Source organism: Microbacterium sp. Au-Mic1, assembly GCF_021341785.1.
Taxonomy (GTDB): Bacteria; Actinomycetota; Actinomycetes; order Actinomycetales; family Microbacteriaceae; genus Microbacterium.
In genome coordinates this window covers 1-13,191 of sequence record NZ_JAJTTF010000008.1, presented here as the reverse complement: position 1 = coordinate 13,191, position 13,191 = coordinate 1, and the positions used below count along the sequence as shown (strand labels likewise).

Sequence of the window (13,191 nt, the reverse complement as noted above, 5' to 3'; positions counted from 1 at the left end):
CATGAGCGCACCGTCGGTGAGCACCCGGGCGTCGTCGTCGACGGCGCCCGGGTGGCGGCGCGAGGCCGCCTGGCGGCGCCGCGACCGGCGCTGGGGCTACGCCTTCGTCGGGCCGCAGCTGATCGGCATGGGCCTGTTCGTGCTCGTGCCGTTCCTCGCGAGCCTCGTGCTCGCGTTCGCGCACTGGGACGGCCTGACCGACCTCAGTTGGGTCGGCTTCGAGAACTTCAGCACCGAACTGGCCGATCCGCTCTTCGGCCGCGCGATCCTGAACACGTTGCTCATCGCGATCATCACGGTGCCGATCGGCCTCGCGCTGGCCGTGACCATCGCGGTCGCGCTCGAGAAACTGAAGACCCGCACGCTGTACCTGGTGCTCTTCTTCGCGCCGGTGGTCACCTCGACGGTGGCGGTCGCGATGATGTGGCAGCAGATGTTCCGCGCGGACGGCATCCTGTCGTCGGCCATCTCCAAGATCTTCGGCGTCGCGCCGCCGGACTGGCTGCAGGATCCGCGACTCGCCCTGATCGCCGTGTGCATCGTGACGATCTGGTCGTCGCTGGGTCTCAACGTGATCATCTTCCTCGCCGGGCTGCAGAACATCTCGCCGTCGGTGATCGAGGCCGCGCGGATCGACGGAGCCGGCGCCTGGCGGCTGTTCACCGCGATCCGGCTGCCGCTGCTGTCTCCGATCGTCTTCTTCTCCTCGGTGATCGCCTTCATCTCGTCGCTGCAGACCTTCGACACGGTGTACGTGCTCGTGCACAACGCCGGACCCGACAACGCCACCCGCACGATCGTCTACCACATCTACGACCTCGGCATGAAGAAGTTCGACTTCGGACTCTCATCGGCCGCGAGCATCATCCTGCTGCTGCTGACCCTCGTGATCACGGGGATCCAGTTCGCCGCGCAGAAGAAGTTCGTCCATTACGAGGATGACCCCGCATGAGCGTCGACACCCCGCGCCTCGCCACCGGCGACCGTGCGCCCGCCACCGATTCCACGATCGCGCTCGTCGCGCCCGGCAGGCGGATCCGTCCGCGCCCCGCGGGCAAGGGCCGTCGCCGGCTGTCCGCCACCGTCCTGCACGTGGTGCTGATCGTCGCCGGGCTCGGCATGGTCTTCCCGTTCGTGTGGATGCTGCTGACCTCGTTCAAGACGCTGCCGCAGCTGCTCAAGAACCCGCTGTCGCTGCTGCCGAGCCCGTGGACGGTCGACAACTACGTCCAGGCGTGGAACGCGGTGCCGTTCGCGCAGGCGTACCTGAACAGTGCCTACATCGCGGTGCTGGTCGTCATCGGCACGCTCATCACCGCGTCGATGGCGGGCTACGCGTTCGCGCGCATCCGCTTCCGCGGGTCCAAGGTGCTGTTCATCGTCTTCCTCGCCACGCAGATGATCCCCAAGCAGGTCACGCTCATCCCGTTCTACCTGCTGATGTCGCAGCTGGGCTGGGTGGACTCGCACCTCGCGCTCATCATCCCGGGCATGATCGCCAACCCTTTCGCCGTGTTCCTGATGCGCCAGTTCGTGCTCTCGCTGCCGCGGGAGCTCGAGGAGGCGGCGCTCGTGGACGGCGCGGGACGGATCCGCACCTTCTTCCAGGTGATCCTGCCGAACCTCAAGCCGGGGCTCGCCGCGCTCAGCATCATCGTCGCCCTCGACGTGTGGAACTCCTTCCTGTTCCCGCTGGTGCTGCTCAACACGCCCGACCTGTTCACGGTCCCGCTGCTACTGCAGTCGTTCCAGGGGCAGTTCGGCTCGGTGAACTACGGTCTGGTGATGGCCGCCTCGGCGATCTCGACCGTGCCGATGCTGATCGTGTTCGTGATCGGACAGCGCCGGATCCTGAACAGCATGGCCGCGTCCGGCCTCGGCGGGCGCTGACGTGACGGATCCCCGCACCTCAGCGGCGTCGGCCCCGCCGTCCGTGTCCGACACGCCGTCCGTGTCGGACACGCCGTCCGCTGCGGAGCTCGCGCTCGCCGCGGGCGGGCACCTCGACCTGGTGACCGCCCCGTTCACGATGCCCCGTTCGCGCCTGCTGGTCTTCCGCGAGGGCGACGGCGTGCGCGTGCACACCTCCGAATACGAACGGCGGCTCGACCAGTGCCGCGTGCTGGACGGGCTCCTCGTGCACGACGGGGCCGGCCGGGTCCTCCCGGTCGTCGACGTGCAACCGCACCGGATCTCGTTCGGGAGCGTTACCCTCGCCTTCGACGGCCTGCGCGCGCTCAGCATCGGCGGCGACCCCTCGGCGTCGGTGCTCCTCACGCTGCCGGACGGCACCGAGTCCCGGCACGAGATCGGATCCGGTCTGCGCATCGACGTCGCCGCCGACCGGACGGTCGCGGTCGCGACGCAGGCCGATGGCGCGCATCGCGATGCCGTGGCGGCTCTGCGGGCGCTGTGGGAGGAGTGGTTCGACCGTTGCCCGCGGGTGCGCGAGGATCTGCAGGACATGGCGGCGTTCTGCTGGTGGGTGCTCGGTGCCAACATCGTGGAGCTGCCGGCGCTCGAGGGGGCTCGGGCGATCGTGCCGTCGAAGATCGGCTACGTCGGGCTCTGGCAGTGGGACGCGTACTTCATCGCGGTCGGGCTGCGCCACGGCGACCCGGAGCTCGCCAGGGAGCAGCTCGAGCTCGCGTTCCGGTTCCCGCGCGCCAACGGGCAGCTGCCCGACGTCGTGCACGAGCAGGGCGTGCTCGCCACGAGCGACGACCTGCCCGAGTCGGATCGGGCGACGCTGCGGCGTGCGGGTTCGCAGGTGGCGGATCCGACCGCTCCCGTGCCGCTCACCAAACCGCCGCTCGCCGCGTGGGCGCTGCGGAAGGTGCTCGAGGTCGAGGACGCGCCGGAATGGGCCGCGGACCAGCTGGAGCGGGTGATCCGTTCGCAGGACTGGTGGTTCGCGGGGCCCGAACAGAACGGATCCGACCTCGACGGCGACGGGCTGCCGGAGTACGGCCACCCGTACTCCTCCGGCCTCGACGACAGCCCGGTGTTCGACGGGCCGATCCCCACCACGGCGCCCGATCTCGCGGCCTACCTCGTGCAACAGGATCGCGAGATCGCCGCCCTCGCGGCGCGCTACCTGCCGGGTCATGACATCGCGCCGCACTTCGCTCGCGCCGACCGCACGGTCGCGCTCCTGATGGAGAAGCTGTGGGATCCGGCCGAACGGCGCTTCATCGCGCGCGGGCCCGTGTCGGACCGCGACGGGGTGCGCATCGCGAGCGACACCGTGGTGGGGCTCATGCCGCTGCGCGTGGAAGGGCTGCCGCAGGACGCCCGCGCCGCCCTGCTCGCAGCGATCGACGACCCGGAACGGTACGCGCTGGAGTGGGGACTGCCGACCGTGTCGGCGTCGGATCCGGACTTCTCCCCGGAACGGATGTGGCGCGGCCCGATCTGGATCAACACCAGCGCGCTCATCGCCGAGGGGTTGGACGAGGCAGGACGGCCGGAGCGTGCCAGGGAGCTGCGCGAGCAGACCGTGCGCCTGGTGATCCACGGCGGCGGACCGCACGAGTACTTCAATCCGCGCACGGGTCTCAAGGCCGAGCGCGCGACGACGGCATTCGGCTGGTCGGCCGCGCTGTTCCTGGATCTCGCGGTCACCCTCAGCCGCTGAGGCGGGCGCACCCCCTCCAGAGCGTCGAGACCCCCTCAGAGCGTCGAGACCCCCTCCTGCCTGCGCGGCGGAGAGGGGGTCTCGGCGTTTCGTGGGGGTTCGGGGCGCCGACCGGCCGCGGCGGAGAGGGTGTTTTCGGTGTTCCGAGAGGGTGGGTGCGCGCCGGACGGCCCTGCCCGGGTGCCCCGCTCCGGAGTTCTCGACGGTTCTGGTGTTCACGTGAACACATGTGTACTGTATGCAGTATCCAATTCTGACGAGGAGGTCATGATGAAGCGACGCGGCATGCTCGCGCTGGCGATCGGCGCTGTGGCGACCATCGCCCTGTCCGGGTGCGCGTTCGGTGGCGGGGCGCCGAGCGGTGGTGAGGCTCTCAAGCCGGATGCCCAGGCGACGGGCACGATCACGATCTGGTCGTGGGATGTCGCCGCGACCGCGCTCAAGCGGCTCGGCGCCGACTACGAGAAGGCGCACAAGGGCACCACGATCAAGGTCGTCGACATCGGCTACGACAACGCCTACGACAAGATCTCGGTCGGGCTGCAGGCCGGCACCGGCCTTCCGGACCTGATCACGCTCGAGACCGATCACAACCAGAGCTACCTCACGCAGTTCCCCAAGGGCTTCGTCGACCTCTCGCCCGTGCTCGGCGACAAGAAGGCCGACTTCGACCCGTTCAAGTGGTCGACCGGCACCGGCAAGGACGGCGCGCTGCGCATGGCGCCGTGGGACTCCGGGACCGTCGGCCTCTACTACCGCACCGACTACTTCCGGGCCGCGGGCGTGGATCCCGCCTCGATCAAGACCTGGGACGACCTCGTCGCCGCAGGGGAGAAGATCAAGGCCGCGACCGGGCACACGCTGCTCACCGCCGATCTCGCCTCGGGCGGATCCCTCTCGATGTATCTGCAGCAGCAGGGCGCGGGCTACTTCGACGACAAGGGCGACATCACGGTGAACTCGCCGGACGCCGTGCGTGCGCTCACCCTGCTGCAGACCATGCAGCAGAAGGGGCTCATCAAGAACGCCAAGGGCTGGGACGCGAGCGTCACGAGCGCGAAGGACGGCGACTCCGCCGTCACCCCCGAGGCGGTCTGGTGGATCGGCACGCTCGAGGGCGAGGCCCCCGAGCTCAGCGGGAAGTACGCCGTGCGCGACCTTCCGGTCTTCGACGACAGCAGCGCGCCGACCTCGAACAACGGCGGATCCGGGCTCGCGATCCCTTCCCAGGCGAAGAACCCGCAGCTCGCGGCCGACTTCATGGCCTACGTGCTGGCGAACACCGACAACCAGTCGAGCATGATGCAGAAGGAAGGCCTGTTCCCGGCCTATCTGCCGGCGCTGAAGGCCGACTTCTTCGAGCAGCCGAGCGACTACTTCGGCGGGCAGAAGGTGTTCCAGACGTTCGCGGAGCTGACGCCGAAGATCCCGTCCGTCGCCTTCACGTCCGACCAGTCGGTCGCGAGCGACGCCGTCATCAACGCCGTCGGCGCCGCCGTGCTGAACGGCGAGGATCCGAAGAAGGCGCTCGACGACGCGGCCGCGCAGATCGCGAACTCGACCGGTCGCAAGATCGCGGGCTGACATGACGGTCGCCACTGTGCGGCGGCCTTCCGCGGAGGGGAGCCACGACGAGAACCGTCGCGACTCCCCTCCGAAGGGCCGGCGCTTCGCCGCTCGCATGCAGCGCCCCGGACTGTGGTTCGCCCTTCCGGCGGCCGTGCTGCTGGCGCTGTTCTTCGCCTACCCGCTCGTGGTGTCGCTGCTGCAGAGCTTCTTCCGCACCTCGGGCGGGGTGAGCACCTTCGTCGGACTCGACCAGTACGCGCGGATGTTCCGGGATCCGCTGGTGCTGAAGAGTCTGGGCAGCGCGCTGCTGATCCTGGTCGTGCAGGTGCCGATCATGATGGCGCTCGCCGTCGGGCTCGCCTATCTGCTGAATCAGGCATGGCTGCGTTTCCGGGCGGGGTTCCGTCTGCTCACGTTCCTGCCGTCCATCACGACGCTCGTCGCCTATTCCGTCGTGTTCCGCGTGATCATGACCACGGACGGCGGCATGCTGAACCAGGTGCTCGCCCTGTTCGGGGCCGGCCCCATCGACTGGCTCAACAACGAGTGGTGGGCGAGAGTGGCCGTGATCGCCTCGATCACCTGGCGCTGGACCGGCTACAACATGGTCATCATCCTCGCCGGCCTGCAGTCGATCCCGCCCGAGCTGTACGAGGCGGCCCGCATCGACGGCGCCGGACGCTGGCAGACCTTCCGGCACATCGTCGTGCCCCAGCTGCGGCCCGTGCTGATCTTCACCAGCGTCACGTCGACGATCGGCGCGCTGCAGCTCTTTGACGAGAACTTCATCCTCACCGGTGGCGGGCCGAACAACGCGACGCTCACCCCGGTGCTCTACCTGTACAAGATCGGCTTCCAGCAGTTCGACTTCGGCTACGCGAGCGCGATCGCCTGGATGCTCGTGATCCTCACCGGGATCATCGCGGTGATCCAGTTCCGCATCATGAGGGAGAAGCCATGACGACGCAGCTGATCACCACCGGCCGCGGCCGGCGCGCCGGTCAGCCCACGACCCGCGCCGGTGAGCCGCTGCTGCGCCGGATCGTGCTGCGGGCGCCGGTCTACGCGGTCATGATCGTGGCGAGCGTGCTCGCGCTCATCCCGTTCCTGTGGATGGTCATCGCCTCCACGCACAAGACCAGCGACCTCTTCGTCACTCCGCTGCCGCTCCTGCCGGGTGGCGAGTTCTGGCAGAACCTCGGACGGCTGCAGGAGAGCGTCGGGTTCGGGCAGGTGATGCTCAACAGCGTGCTCGTCGCCATGGTCTACACGGTGTTCAGCTCGCTGATCAGCATCATGTGCGGCTACGGTCTCGCGACCTACCGGTTCCGCGGCCGGGGCGTTCTCCTGGGCGTGATCCTCGTCACCATGATGATTCCGATGCAGGTGCTGCTCGTGCCGCTGTTCCAGATGATGGCCAGTGCGGGATGGATCGACAGCTACCAGGCGCTCATCGTCCCGTTCCTCGCGAACGCGTTCGGCATCTTCCTGATGCGGCAGGGTTTTCTCGACTTCCCGACCTCGCTCATCGAGGCGGCCCGGATCGACGGTGCGAGCGAGCTGCGCACGTTCTACCGGATCGTGCTGCCGGTCGCCCGTCCGCAGATCGCGGCGCTCGTGATCTACACGTTCATCAGCCAGTGGAACTCGTTCATCTGGCCGCTGCTCATGCTCAACTCCGAGGACAGGTACACGGTTCCGGTCGCGCTGAACACGATGATCGGGCTCAGCCGGGTCGACTACTCGGGGCTGATGCTCGGATCCCTGCTGGCGACGCTGCCGCTGTTCGTGCTGTTCCTGGTGTTCCAGAAGCAGTTCGTGGCGGGCCTGCTCGGGGGAGCCGTCAAGGGCTGAGTGCACCCGGCCAGGCCGGCCCGGGTGTGCCTGGGGCCGGTCCGGCCGTGCCGGCGGGCGTGCCGTCCGTGCGGTGGCCGTGCCGTCTGCACGACTCGGGGACGCATGCACGATGGGACCACCGGATCCGTCGTGCATCTGTTCCTGGGTCGTGCAGACGGTCGCGTGACCGGGCGGGGCTCAGGCCGAGAAGTAGGCGCTCGAGGAGTTGTCGAGGATCCGCTGCATGCCGTGGGTCCAGTTGACCTTGAGCGCTTCGACGGCGGCAGGGACGTCGCCGTCCGCCAGGGCATGCGCGATCGCGGCGTGCTCGGCCGCGACCCGGTCGATCTTCACGTCGTCCGCGACGAGCAGGGCCTCATAGCGATGGAAGGATCCGCGCACGCTCTCGATCACATCGAGCAGGCGCCGGTTCGGGCACACGGACAGCATGAGCGCGTGCCACTCGTCGTCCTTGGTCATCACGAGAGCGTGCTCGACGTGCTCGTCGGTGAACGCGTCGGCGAGCTCGACGAGACGCACCCCGACCTTCTTCAGGTCCTCGACGGGGCTGAGCTCGAGAGCGAGGCTCTCCAGCGTCGCCATCACCGGCGCGAGATCCTCGAACTCGCCCGCACTGAGCGGCACGAAACGGAATCCCTTGCCGTTCTCGCTGCTGATCTGCCCCTCGGACTCCAGGGCGATCAGCGCCTCTCGCAGGGGTGTGCGGCTGACGCCCAGCTCAGCGGCGAGCTGGACCTCGTTGATGCCCTCGCCGGGCCTGACCTGTCCGGCGCGCATGCGGGTGAGCAGTTCCTCGCGCACCTGGGAACGCAGGTTCTTGCGTTCGATAGCCATTCGTTCTCCCCTTCGGCCGGTGCGGTCAGCCTACGGCTTGACCGGATCCGGCATTCGCCATACCCTTGCTGTATACAGAATACATTGAACAGCGTTTCTGTACAGACTCAGGGAGGAGCCTTGGTGGCCCAGCATCTCGACGACGAGCGGATCCGCGAGGTCCGGATCGACGCCCTGGCGTTCGGCGGCGACTACAACCCCGACCAGTGGTCGGAGGAGGTGTGGCGCGAGGACATCCGCCTCATGCTCGACGCGGGTGTGAACATGGTGAGCCTGCCGATCTTCAGCTGGCCGCAGCTCGAGCCCGAGCCCGGCGTCTACGACTGGGCCTGGCTCGATCGCATCCTCGATCTGCTGCACGAGGCGGGCATCAGGATCGACCTCGCCACGGCCACCGCCACCCCGCCCTCCTGGCTGCTGCGGGCGCACCCCGAGATGGCGCCGTGGGACTCCGACGGGCACCGTCTGGAGTTCGGATCCCGGCAGACGTACTGCCCCTCCTCGCCGATCTGGCGCGAGAACGTGGCCCGCATGACCCGCGCGATCGCCGAGCGTTACGGCGCGCATCCGGGGCTCGCGATGTGGCACATCTCGAACGAGTACGGCGATCATGTCTCGCGGTGCTGGTGCCCCGAGTCGGCCCGGCACTTCCGGCGCTGGCTGCAGGCCCGCTACGGCGACCTCGACGGGCTGAACGAGGCCTGGGGCGTGAACGTCTGGGGCCAGCGCTACACGTCGTGGGAGCACATCGAGACGCCGAAGAAGGCGCCGGGCCCGATCAACCCCACCAAGCTCCTCGACTTCGAGCGGTTCTCCTCCGACGCGATGCTCGAGCTCTTCCAGGTCGAGATCGACGTGCTGCGCGAGGTCACCCCCGACATCGCCGTGACCACGAACTTCATGAGCATGTTCCGCGACCTCGACTACTGGCGCTTCGCCGAGCGTGAGGACGTCGTGACCGACGACGGCTACCCGGACCCGATGGATCCGACCTCGCACGTCGGCGCCGCACTGAACTACGGCCTCATGCGCTCCCTCAAGGGCGGCCGGCCCTGGCTGCTGCTCGAGTCGTCGGCGAGCGCCACCAGCTGGCGCGACATCAACGTGCCCAAGGCTCCCGGCAAGATCCGCGTGGAGAGCCTGCAGGCCGTCGCGCACGGATCCGACGCGGTCATGTTCTTCCAGTGGCGCCAGGCCAAGTACGGCCAGGAGAAGTTCCACTCGTCGATGCTCGGCCACCGCGGCGAGCGCTCGCGCAGCTTCCGGGAGACGAAGGCGCTCGGCAACGAGCTCCGCCGGCTCGAGGCGGTGCGCGGCAGCCGGGTGCGCTCGCGCGTGGGGCTCGTCGTGGACTGGGACTCCTGGTGGGGGTCCAGCGCGATCGAATCGCTGCCGTCGCAGCGGCTGCAGTGGGCGCAGCAGGCCCGCGCCTGGCATCGCGCGCTCTACACCCTGGGGCATCCGGTCGACGCCGTGCGCGTGGGCGGCGCCGACGCAGGGACGCCCTTCGACGGCTACGACGTGATCGTGGCGCCGAACCTGTACATCCTGGAGGAGGAGCACGCGGACGCCCTGCGCGCGTTCGTGGAACGCGGCGGCACCCTGGTCGTCGGGCCGTTCTCGGGCGTCGTCGATGCGACCGAGAAGGTGCACGACGGCGGCGCCCCCGGCCCGCTGCGCGACCTGCTCGGCGTGGAGGTCGACGAGCAGTGGCCGATCGCCGACGGGTGCACCGAAGCCCTGGCCTACGGTGCCGAGGAGCTCGAGGTGCCGAGCTGGAGCGAATGGATCGAGGCCGACGCGGACGTCGAGATCCGCGGCGCCTACGCCTCGGGCGAGCTCGCGGGCCTGCCGGCGGTCACCCGTCGCGCGCACGGCTCCGGATCCGCCTGGTACGTCAGTGCGATGCTGCAGCCCGAGGGGCTCGTCGCCGTGTTCCGCGACATCGTGCGCACCGCGGGCCTGCCCGCGCGCGACGAGGTGTCCGTGCAGGCCGAGGCGGTGACCCGCTCGGACGACACGACCGACTACACCTTCCTGCTGAACCATGCGGCCGGCCCCGTGACCTTCCACCTGCCGCTCGCCGGTGTCGATCTGATCACCGGATCCGACACGGGCGACGCCGTGACGCTGGATGCCTACGGCGTCGCCGTCGTCGCCACGCCGCGCGCCGCGCAGATCCCTTTCCTCACCCTCGCCCTCACCACCCCGTCGAAGGAGCTGGCATGACGCAGACGTTCGTGCACCCGTACATCCCGAACACGGCGCCCGAGGTCCACGCCGAGATGCTCGCCGCCGTCGGCGCCGCCTCGGTCGAGGACTTCTACGCCGACGTGCCGGAGGAGCTGCGCCTGCGCCGTCCGCTGGACGTGCCCGCGCCGCTGCCGGCCGAGCAGGACCTCGCCCGGCATGTGCGCGGGATCCTGGCGCAGAACCGCACCACCGAGGAGCGTCTGAGCTTCCTCGGCGCGGGCACATACAACCACTACGTGCCGGCGGTGGTGGACGAGGTGATCCGCCGCAGCGAGTTCCTCACCGCCTACGCCGGCGAGCCCTACGAGGACCACGGCCGATTCCAGGCGCTGTTCGAGTACCAATCGCTCATGGCCGAGCTGCTCGCCATGGACGTCGTGAACGTGCCCACCTACGACGGCTACCAGGCCACCGCGACCGGCCTCTCGATGGCCGGGCGCCTCACCGGACGCAGTCGCGTCCTCGCGGTGAGCGACGTGCTGCCGGAGAAGGACTCGAAGGTGCGCGACTACACGCGCGCCGGCCTCGAGATCGAGCGGATCCCCACCGCCGGCGGCATCGCGGACGTCGCGGCCCTGCGGGATCGGCTCGGCGACGACGTCGCTGCCGTCTGGATCGAGACGCCGAGCTTCACCGGCGCCGTCGAGACGCAGCTGCGCGAGATCGCCGATGCGGCGCACGCCGCCGGCGCCGTGGTCGTGGTCGGCACCGACCCGGTCGGCTACGGGGTGCTGACCCCGCCCGCGCTCCAGGGCGCGGACATCGTCACCGGCGACATCCAGTCGCTCGGCCTGCACCAGTGGTTCGGCGGCGCGCACGCCGGCTTCATCGCCGTACACGACGAGCCGCGGTTCGTGATGGAGATGCCCTCGCGCCTGTTCGGCCTGGAGTCCACCGACGTACCCGGCGAGTACGGCTTCGGCGACGTCGCCTACGACCGCACCTCCTTCGCGCACCGCGAAGAGGGCAAGGAATGGGTCGGCACCGCCGCCGCGCTGTGGGGCATCGCCGCCGGCGTGCACCTCGCGCTCATGGGGCCGCAGGGCATGGCCGACCTCGGCGAACTGCTGCTCGCCCGCACCGCGTACGCCCGGCAGAAGCTCGCCGCGATCGCCGGCGTCGCCCTGGGCGACGACGCGCTGCACCTGCGCGAGTTCACGATCCGCTTCGACGGCGCCCGTGCGGCCGACGTCGTCACCGCGCTGCGCGCCGAGGGTATTGAGCCCGGCGTCGTCGTGGACGAGCAGACGCTGCTCGTGTGCGTGACCGAGGCCACCTCCGCATCCGACATCGACCGCCTCGCCGCCGCGCTCGCAGCGGCCATCCACCCCGAGGAGAAGACCGCATGAGCCTCCCCGTCGCCCCCAAGCAGAGCCCGCGCCGGTTCCACCAGGCCAGTTGGGACGAGCCGATCGTCTTCGAGCTGTCCACCCCCGGCGAGCGCGGCGTGCTCGTGACGCCCGTCGAGCCCGCCGTGCGCGAGGCGGTCGGCGATGTCGTGGCCGCCCTCCCCGAGGGCATGCGCCGGCCGACCCCGCCCGCGCTGCCCGAGATCGCGCAGATGCGCGTGCTCAAGCACTACCTGCGTCTCTCGCAGGAGAACCTCGGATCCGACCTCAACGTCGACATCGGCCAGGGCACGTGCACGATCAAGTACTCGCCGAAGATCAACGACCAGCTCATCGAGGTGCCGGAGCTGCGCGCACTGCACCCCGCGCAGGATCCGGCCGACACCCAGGGCGCGCTCGAGACCATCTGGCGCCTGGAGCGGCTCATGGCCGAGATCTCCGGCATGGACGCCGTCTCCCTGGCGTCCCCGGGCGGATCCGCGGGGATCTGGACCAACATCGCGATGATCCGCGCGTACCACGCGTCCCGCGGCGAGGCGGAGCAGCGCGACGAGGTCATCACGACGATCTTCAGCCACCCCTCCAACGCGGCCGCGGCCAAGGTCGCCGGATACAAGGTCATCACCATCTACCCGGATGCCGACGGCTACCCCGACCTCGCGGCGCTCAAGGCCGCGCTCTCGGAGCGCACCGCGGCGATCATGGTGACGAACCCCGAGGACACCGGCATCTACAACCCCGCGATCAAGGAGTGGGTCGACGCCGCGCACGAGGTCGGCGCCCTCGCCTCCTACGATCAGGCCAACGCCGCGGGGATCCTCGGGATCACGCGCGCCCGTGACGCCGGCTTCGACGTGTGCCAGTTCAACCTGCACAAGACGTTCTCCGCCCCGCACGGCAGCGGCGGTCCGGGGGCCGCCGCCAACGCGGTGAGCGCGGCCCTGGCGCCGTTCCTGCCCGGCCCCCGCGTCGAGCGAGTCGACGGACGCTTCGTGGTCCGCGAGCCGGGCGCGCTGTCCATCGGGCACGTCGCTCCGGCCCACGGCGTCATCCTGCACGTCGTCCGGGCGTACGCCTGGATCATGGCGCTGGGGGCCGAGGGCATGCTCGAGGCCTCCCGGATCGCGGTGCTGAACAACAACTACCTGCTGAAGAAGGTGCTGGAGATCCCGGGGGCGTCCGCGCCCTACGCGACGGGCCGCCGCCGCATCGAGCAGGTGCGGTACTCGTGGCAGGAGCTGTTCGAGGAGACCGGGATCTCCTCGGAGGAGATCGGCATCAGGATGGCCGACTACGGCTTCCACTACTGGACGAGCCACCACCCCTACGTCGTGCCGCAGCCGTTCACGCTCGAGCCCACCGAGTGCTACTCGAAGGCCGAGATCGACGAGTACGTCGCGGCGCTCGCGCAGGTCGCGCAGGAGGCGCGGGAGAACCCTGAACTCGTGCGCACCGCCCCGCACAACCAGACCGTGCACCACACGCATCACGACGATCTGGACGACCCGGAGCGCTGGGCGATCACCTGGCGCGCCTACCGCCGCAAGTACTTCGGCGAGGTGCCGGCCGGACCCGCGGCGAGTGCGCTGCCGGACGCCGAGCTCGTCGTCGCCGAGCCGGTAGCGGTCGGAGCCTGATCGCGTGATCGGACTGGTCGTCAACCCTGTCGCCGGAGTCGGCGGGCCCGCGGGC

The 13,191-nt window shown here is 69.6% G+C and carries 10 protein-coding genes; 9 read left to right on the top strand and 1 reads right to left on the bottom strand.

The window, feature by feature from the left end:
• The first annotated feature begins 1 nt into the window (after position 1).
• The 6 genes from LXM50_RS12060 to LXM50_RS12035 all read left to right on the top strand — a co-directional run bounded on the left by LXM50_RS12060 (position 2) and on the right by LXM50_RS12035 (position 7,060).
• Entirely contained in the window at positions 2-952 is a 951-nt protein-coding gene (locus LXM50_RS12060; protein ID WP_233311744.1) for a carbohydrate ABC transporter permease, read from the top strand.
• A complete protein-coding gene (locus LXM50_RS12055; RefSeq protein ID WP_233311572.1) occupies positions 949-1,890 on the top strand; it encodes a carbohydrate ABC transporter permease in 942 nt (313 codons plus the stop codon). Before LXM50_RS12060 ends, LXM50_RS12055 begins: the two co-directional genes overlap by 4 nt.
• A 61-nt stretch (positions 1,891-1,951) precedes the next feature.
• Positions 1,952-3,637, top strand: coding sequence for an amylo-alpha-1,6-glucosidase (locus tag LXM50_RS18755; protein WP_233311571.1), 1,686 nt, complete (start codon positions 1,952-1,954; stop codon positions 3,635-3,637).
• A gap of 267 nt (positions 3,638-3,904) precedes the next feature.
• Positions 3,905-5,221: an ABC transporter substrate-binding protein gene (locus tag LXM50_RS12045; protein ID WP_233311570.1), complete on the top strand. Its 1,317-nt coding sequence runs from the start codon at positions 3,905-3,907 to the stop codon at positions 5,219-5,221.
• Between the two features lies 1 nt (position 5,222).
• On the top strand, positions 5,223-6,167 hold the full coding sequence (locus LXM50_RS12040) for a carbohydrate ABC transporter permease (RefSeq protein ID WP_233311569.1): 945 nt from the start codon (positions 5,223-5,225) through the stop codon (positions 6,165-6,167).
• Positions 6,164-7,060, top strand: coding sequence for a carbohydrate ABC transporter permease (locus LXM50_RS12035; RefSeq protein ID WP_233311568.1), 897 nt, complete (start codon positions 6,164-6,166; stop codon positions 7,058-7,060). The genes LXM50_RS12040 and LXM50_RS12035 overlap by 4 nt, the downstream gene beginning before the upstream one ends.
• Before the next feature lie 180 nt (positions 7,061-7,240).
• On the opposite strand, the gene LXM50_RS12030 is transcribed toward LXM50_RS12035, so the two are convergent.
• A complete protein-coding gene (locus LXM50_RS12030) occupies positions 7,241-7,897 on the bottom strand; it encodes a GntR family transcriptional regulator (protein WP_233311567.1) in 657 nt (218 codons plus the stop codon).
• A gap of 123 nt (positions 7,898-8,020) precedes the next feature.
• On the opposite strand from LXM50_RS12030, the gene LXM50_RS12025 reads away from it, so the two are divergent.
• From LXM50_RS12025 to gcvPB, 3 genes are read left to right on the top strand one after another with little or no spacing between them, the layout of a single operon-like run.
• The gene (locus tag LXM50_RS12025; protein ID WP_233311566.1) at positions 8,021-10,126 is read left to right on the top strand and encodes a beta-galactosidase; all 2,106 of its coding nucleotides are present in this window, start codon (positions 8,021-8,023) and stop codon (positions 10,124-10,126) included.
• Complete coding sequence (gene gcvPA / locus LXM50_RS12020) at positions 10,123-11,499, top strand: aminomethyl-transferring glycine dehydrogenase subunit GcvPA (RefSeq protein WP_233311565.1); 1,377 nt, start codon at positions 10,123-10,125, stop codon at positions 11,497-11,499. The genes LXM50_RS12025 and gcvPA overlap by 4 nt, the downstream gene beginning before the upstream one ends.
• Positions 11,496-13,136 carry an aminomethyl-transferring glycine dehydrogenase subunit GcvPB gene (gene gcvPB / locus LXM50_RS12015; RefSeq protein ID WP_233311564.1) on the top strand — a complete coding sequence of 547 codons (1,641 nt, stop codon included), beginning with the start codon at positions 11,496-11,498 and terminating at the stop codon, positions 13,134-13,136. Before gcvPA ends, gcvPB begins: the two co-directional genes overlap by 4 nt.
• Positions 13,137-13,191: the final 55 nt, after the last annotated feature.

Coding starts and splice junctions, on each gene's coding strand:
- LXM50_RS12060 (WP_233311744.1), top strand. CDS start 2: ATGAGCGCACCGTCGGTGAGCACCCGGGCGTCGTCGTCGACGGCGCCC.
- LXM50_RS12055 (WP_233311572.1), top strand. CDS start 949: ATGAGCGTCGACACCCCGCGCCTCGCCACCGGCGACCGTGCGCCCGCC.
- LXM50_RS12045 (WP_233311570.1), top strand. CDS start 3,905: ATGATGAAGCGACGCGGCATGCTCGCGCTGGCGATCGGCGCTGTGGCG.
- LXM50_RS12040 (WP_233311569.1), top strand. CDS start 5,223: ATGACGGTCGCCACTGTGCGGCGGCCTTCCGCGGAGGGGAGCCACGAC.
- LXM50_RS12035 (WP_233311568.1), top strand. CDS start 6,164: ATGACGACGCAGCTGATCACCACCGGCCGCGGCCGGCGCGCCGGTCAG.
- LXM50_RS12030 (WP_233311567.1), bottom strand. CDS start 7,897: ATGGCTATCGAACGCAAGAACCTGCGTTCCCAGGTGCGCGAGGAACTG.
- gcvPA (WP_233311565.1), top strand. CDS start 10,123: ATGACGCAGACGTTCGTGCACCCGTACATCCCGAACACGGCGCCCGAG.
- gcvPB (WP_233311564.1), top strand. CDS start 11,496: ATGAGCCTCCCCGTCGCCCCCAAGCAGAGCCCGCGCCGGTTCCACCAG.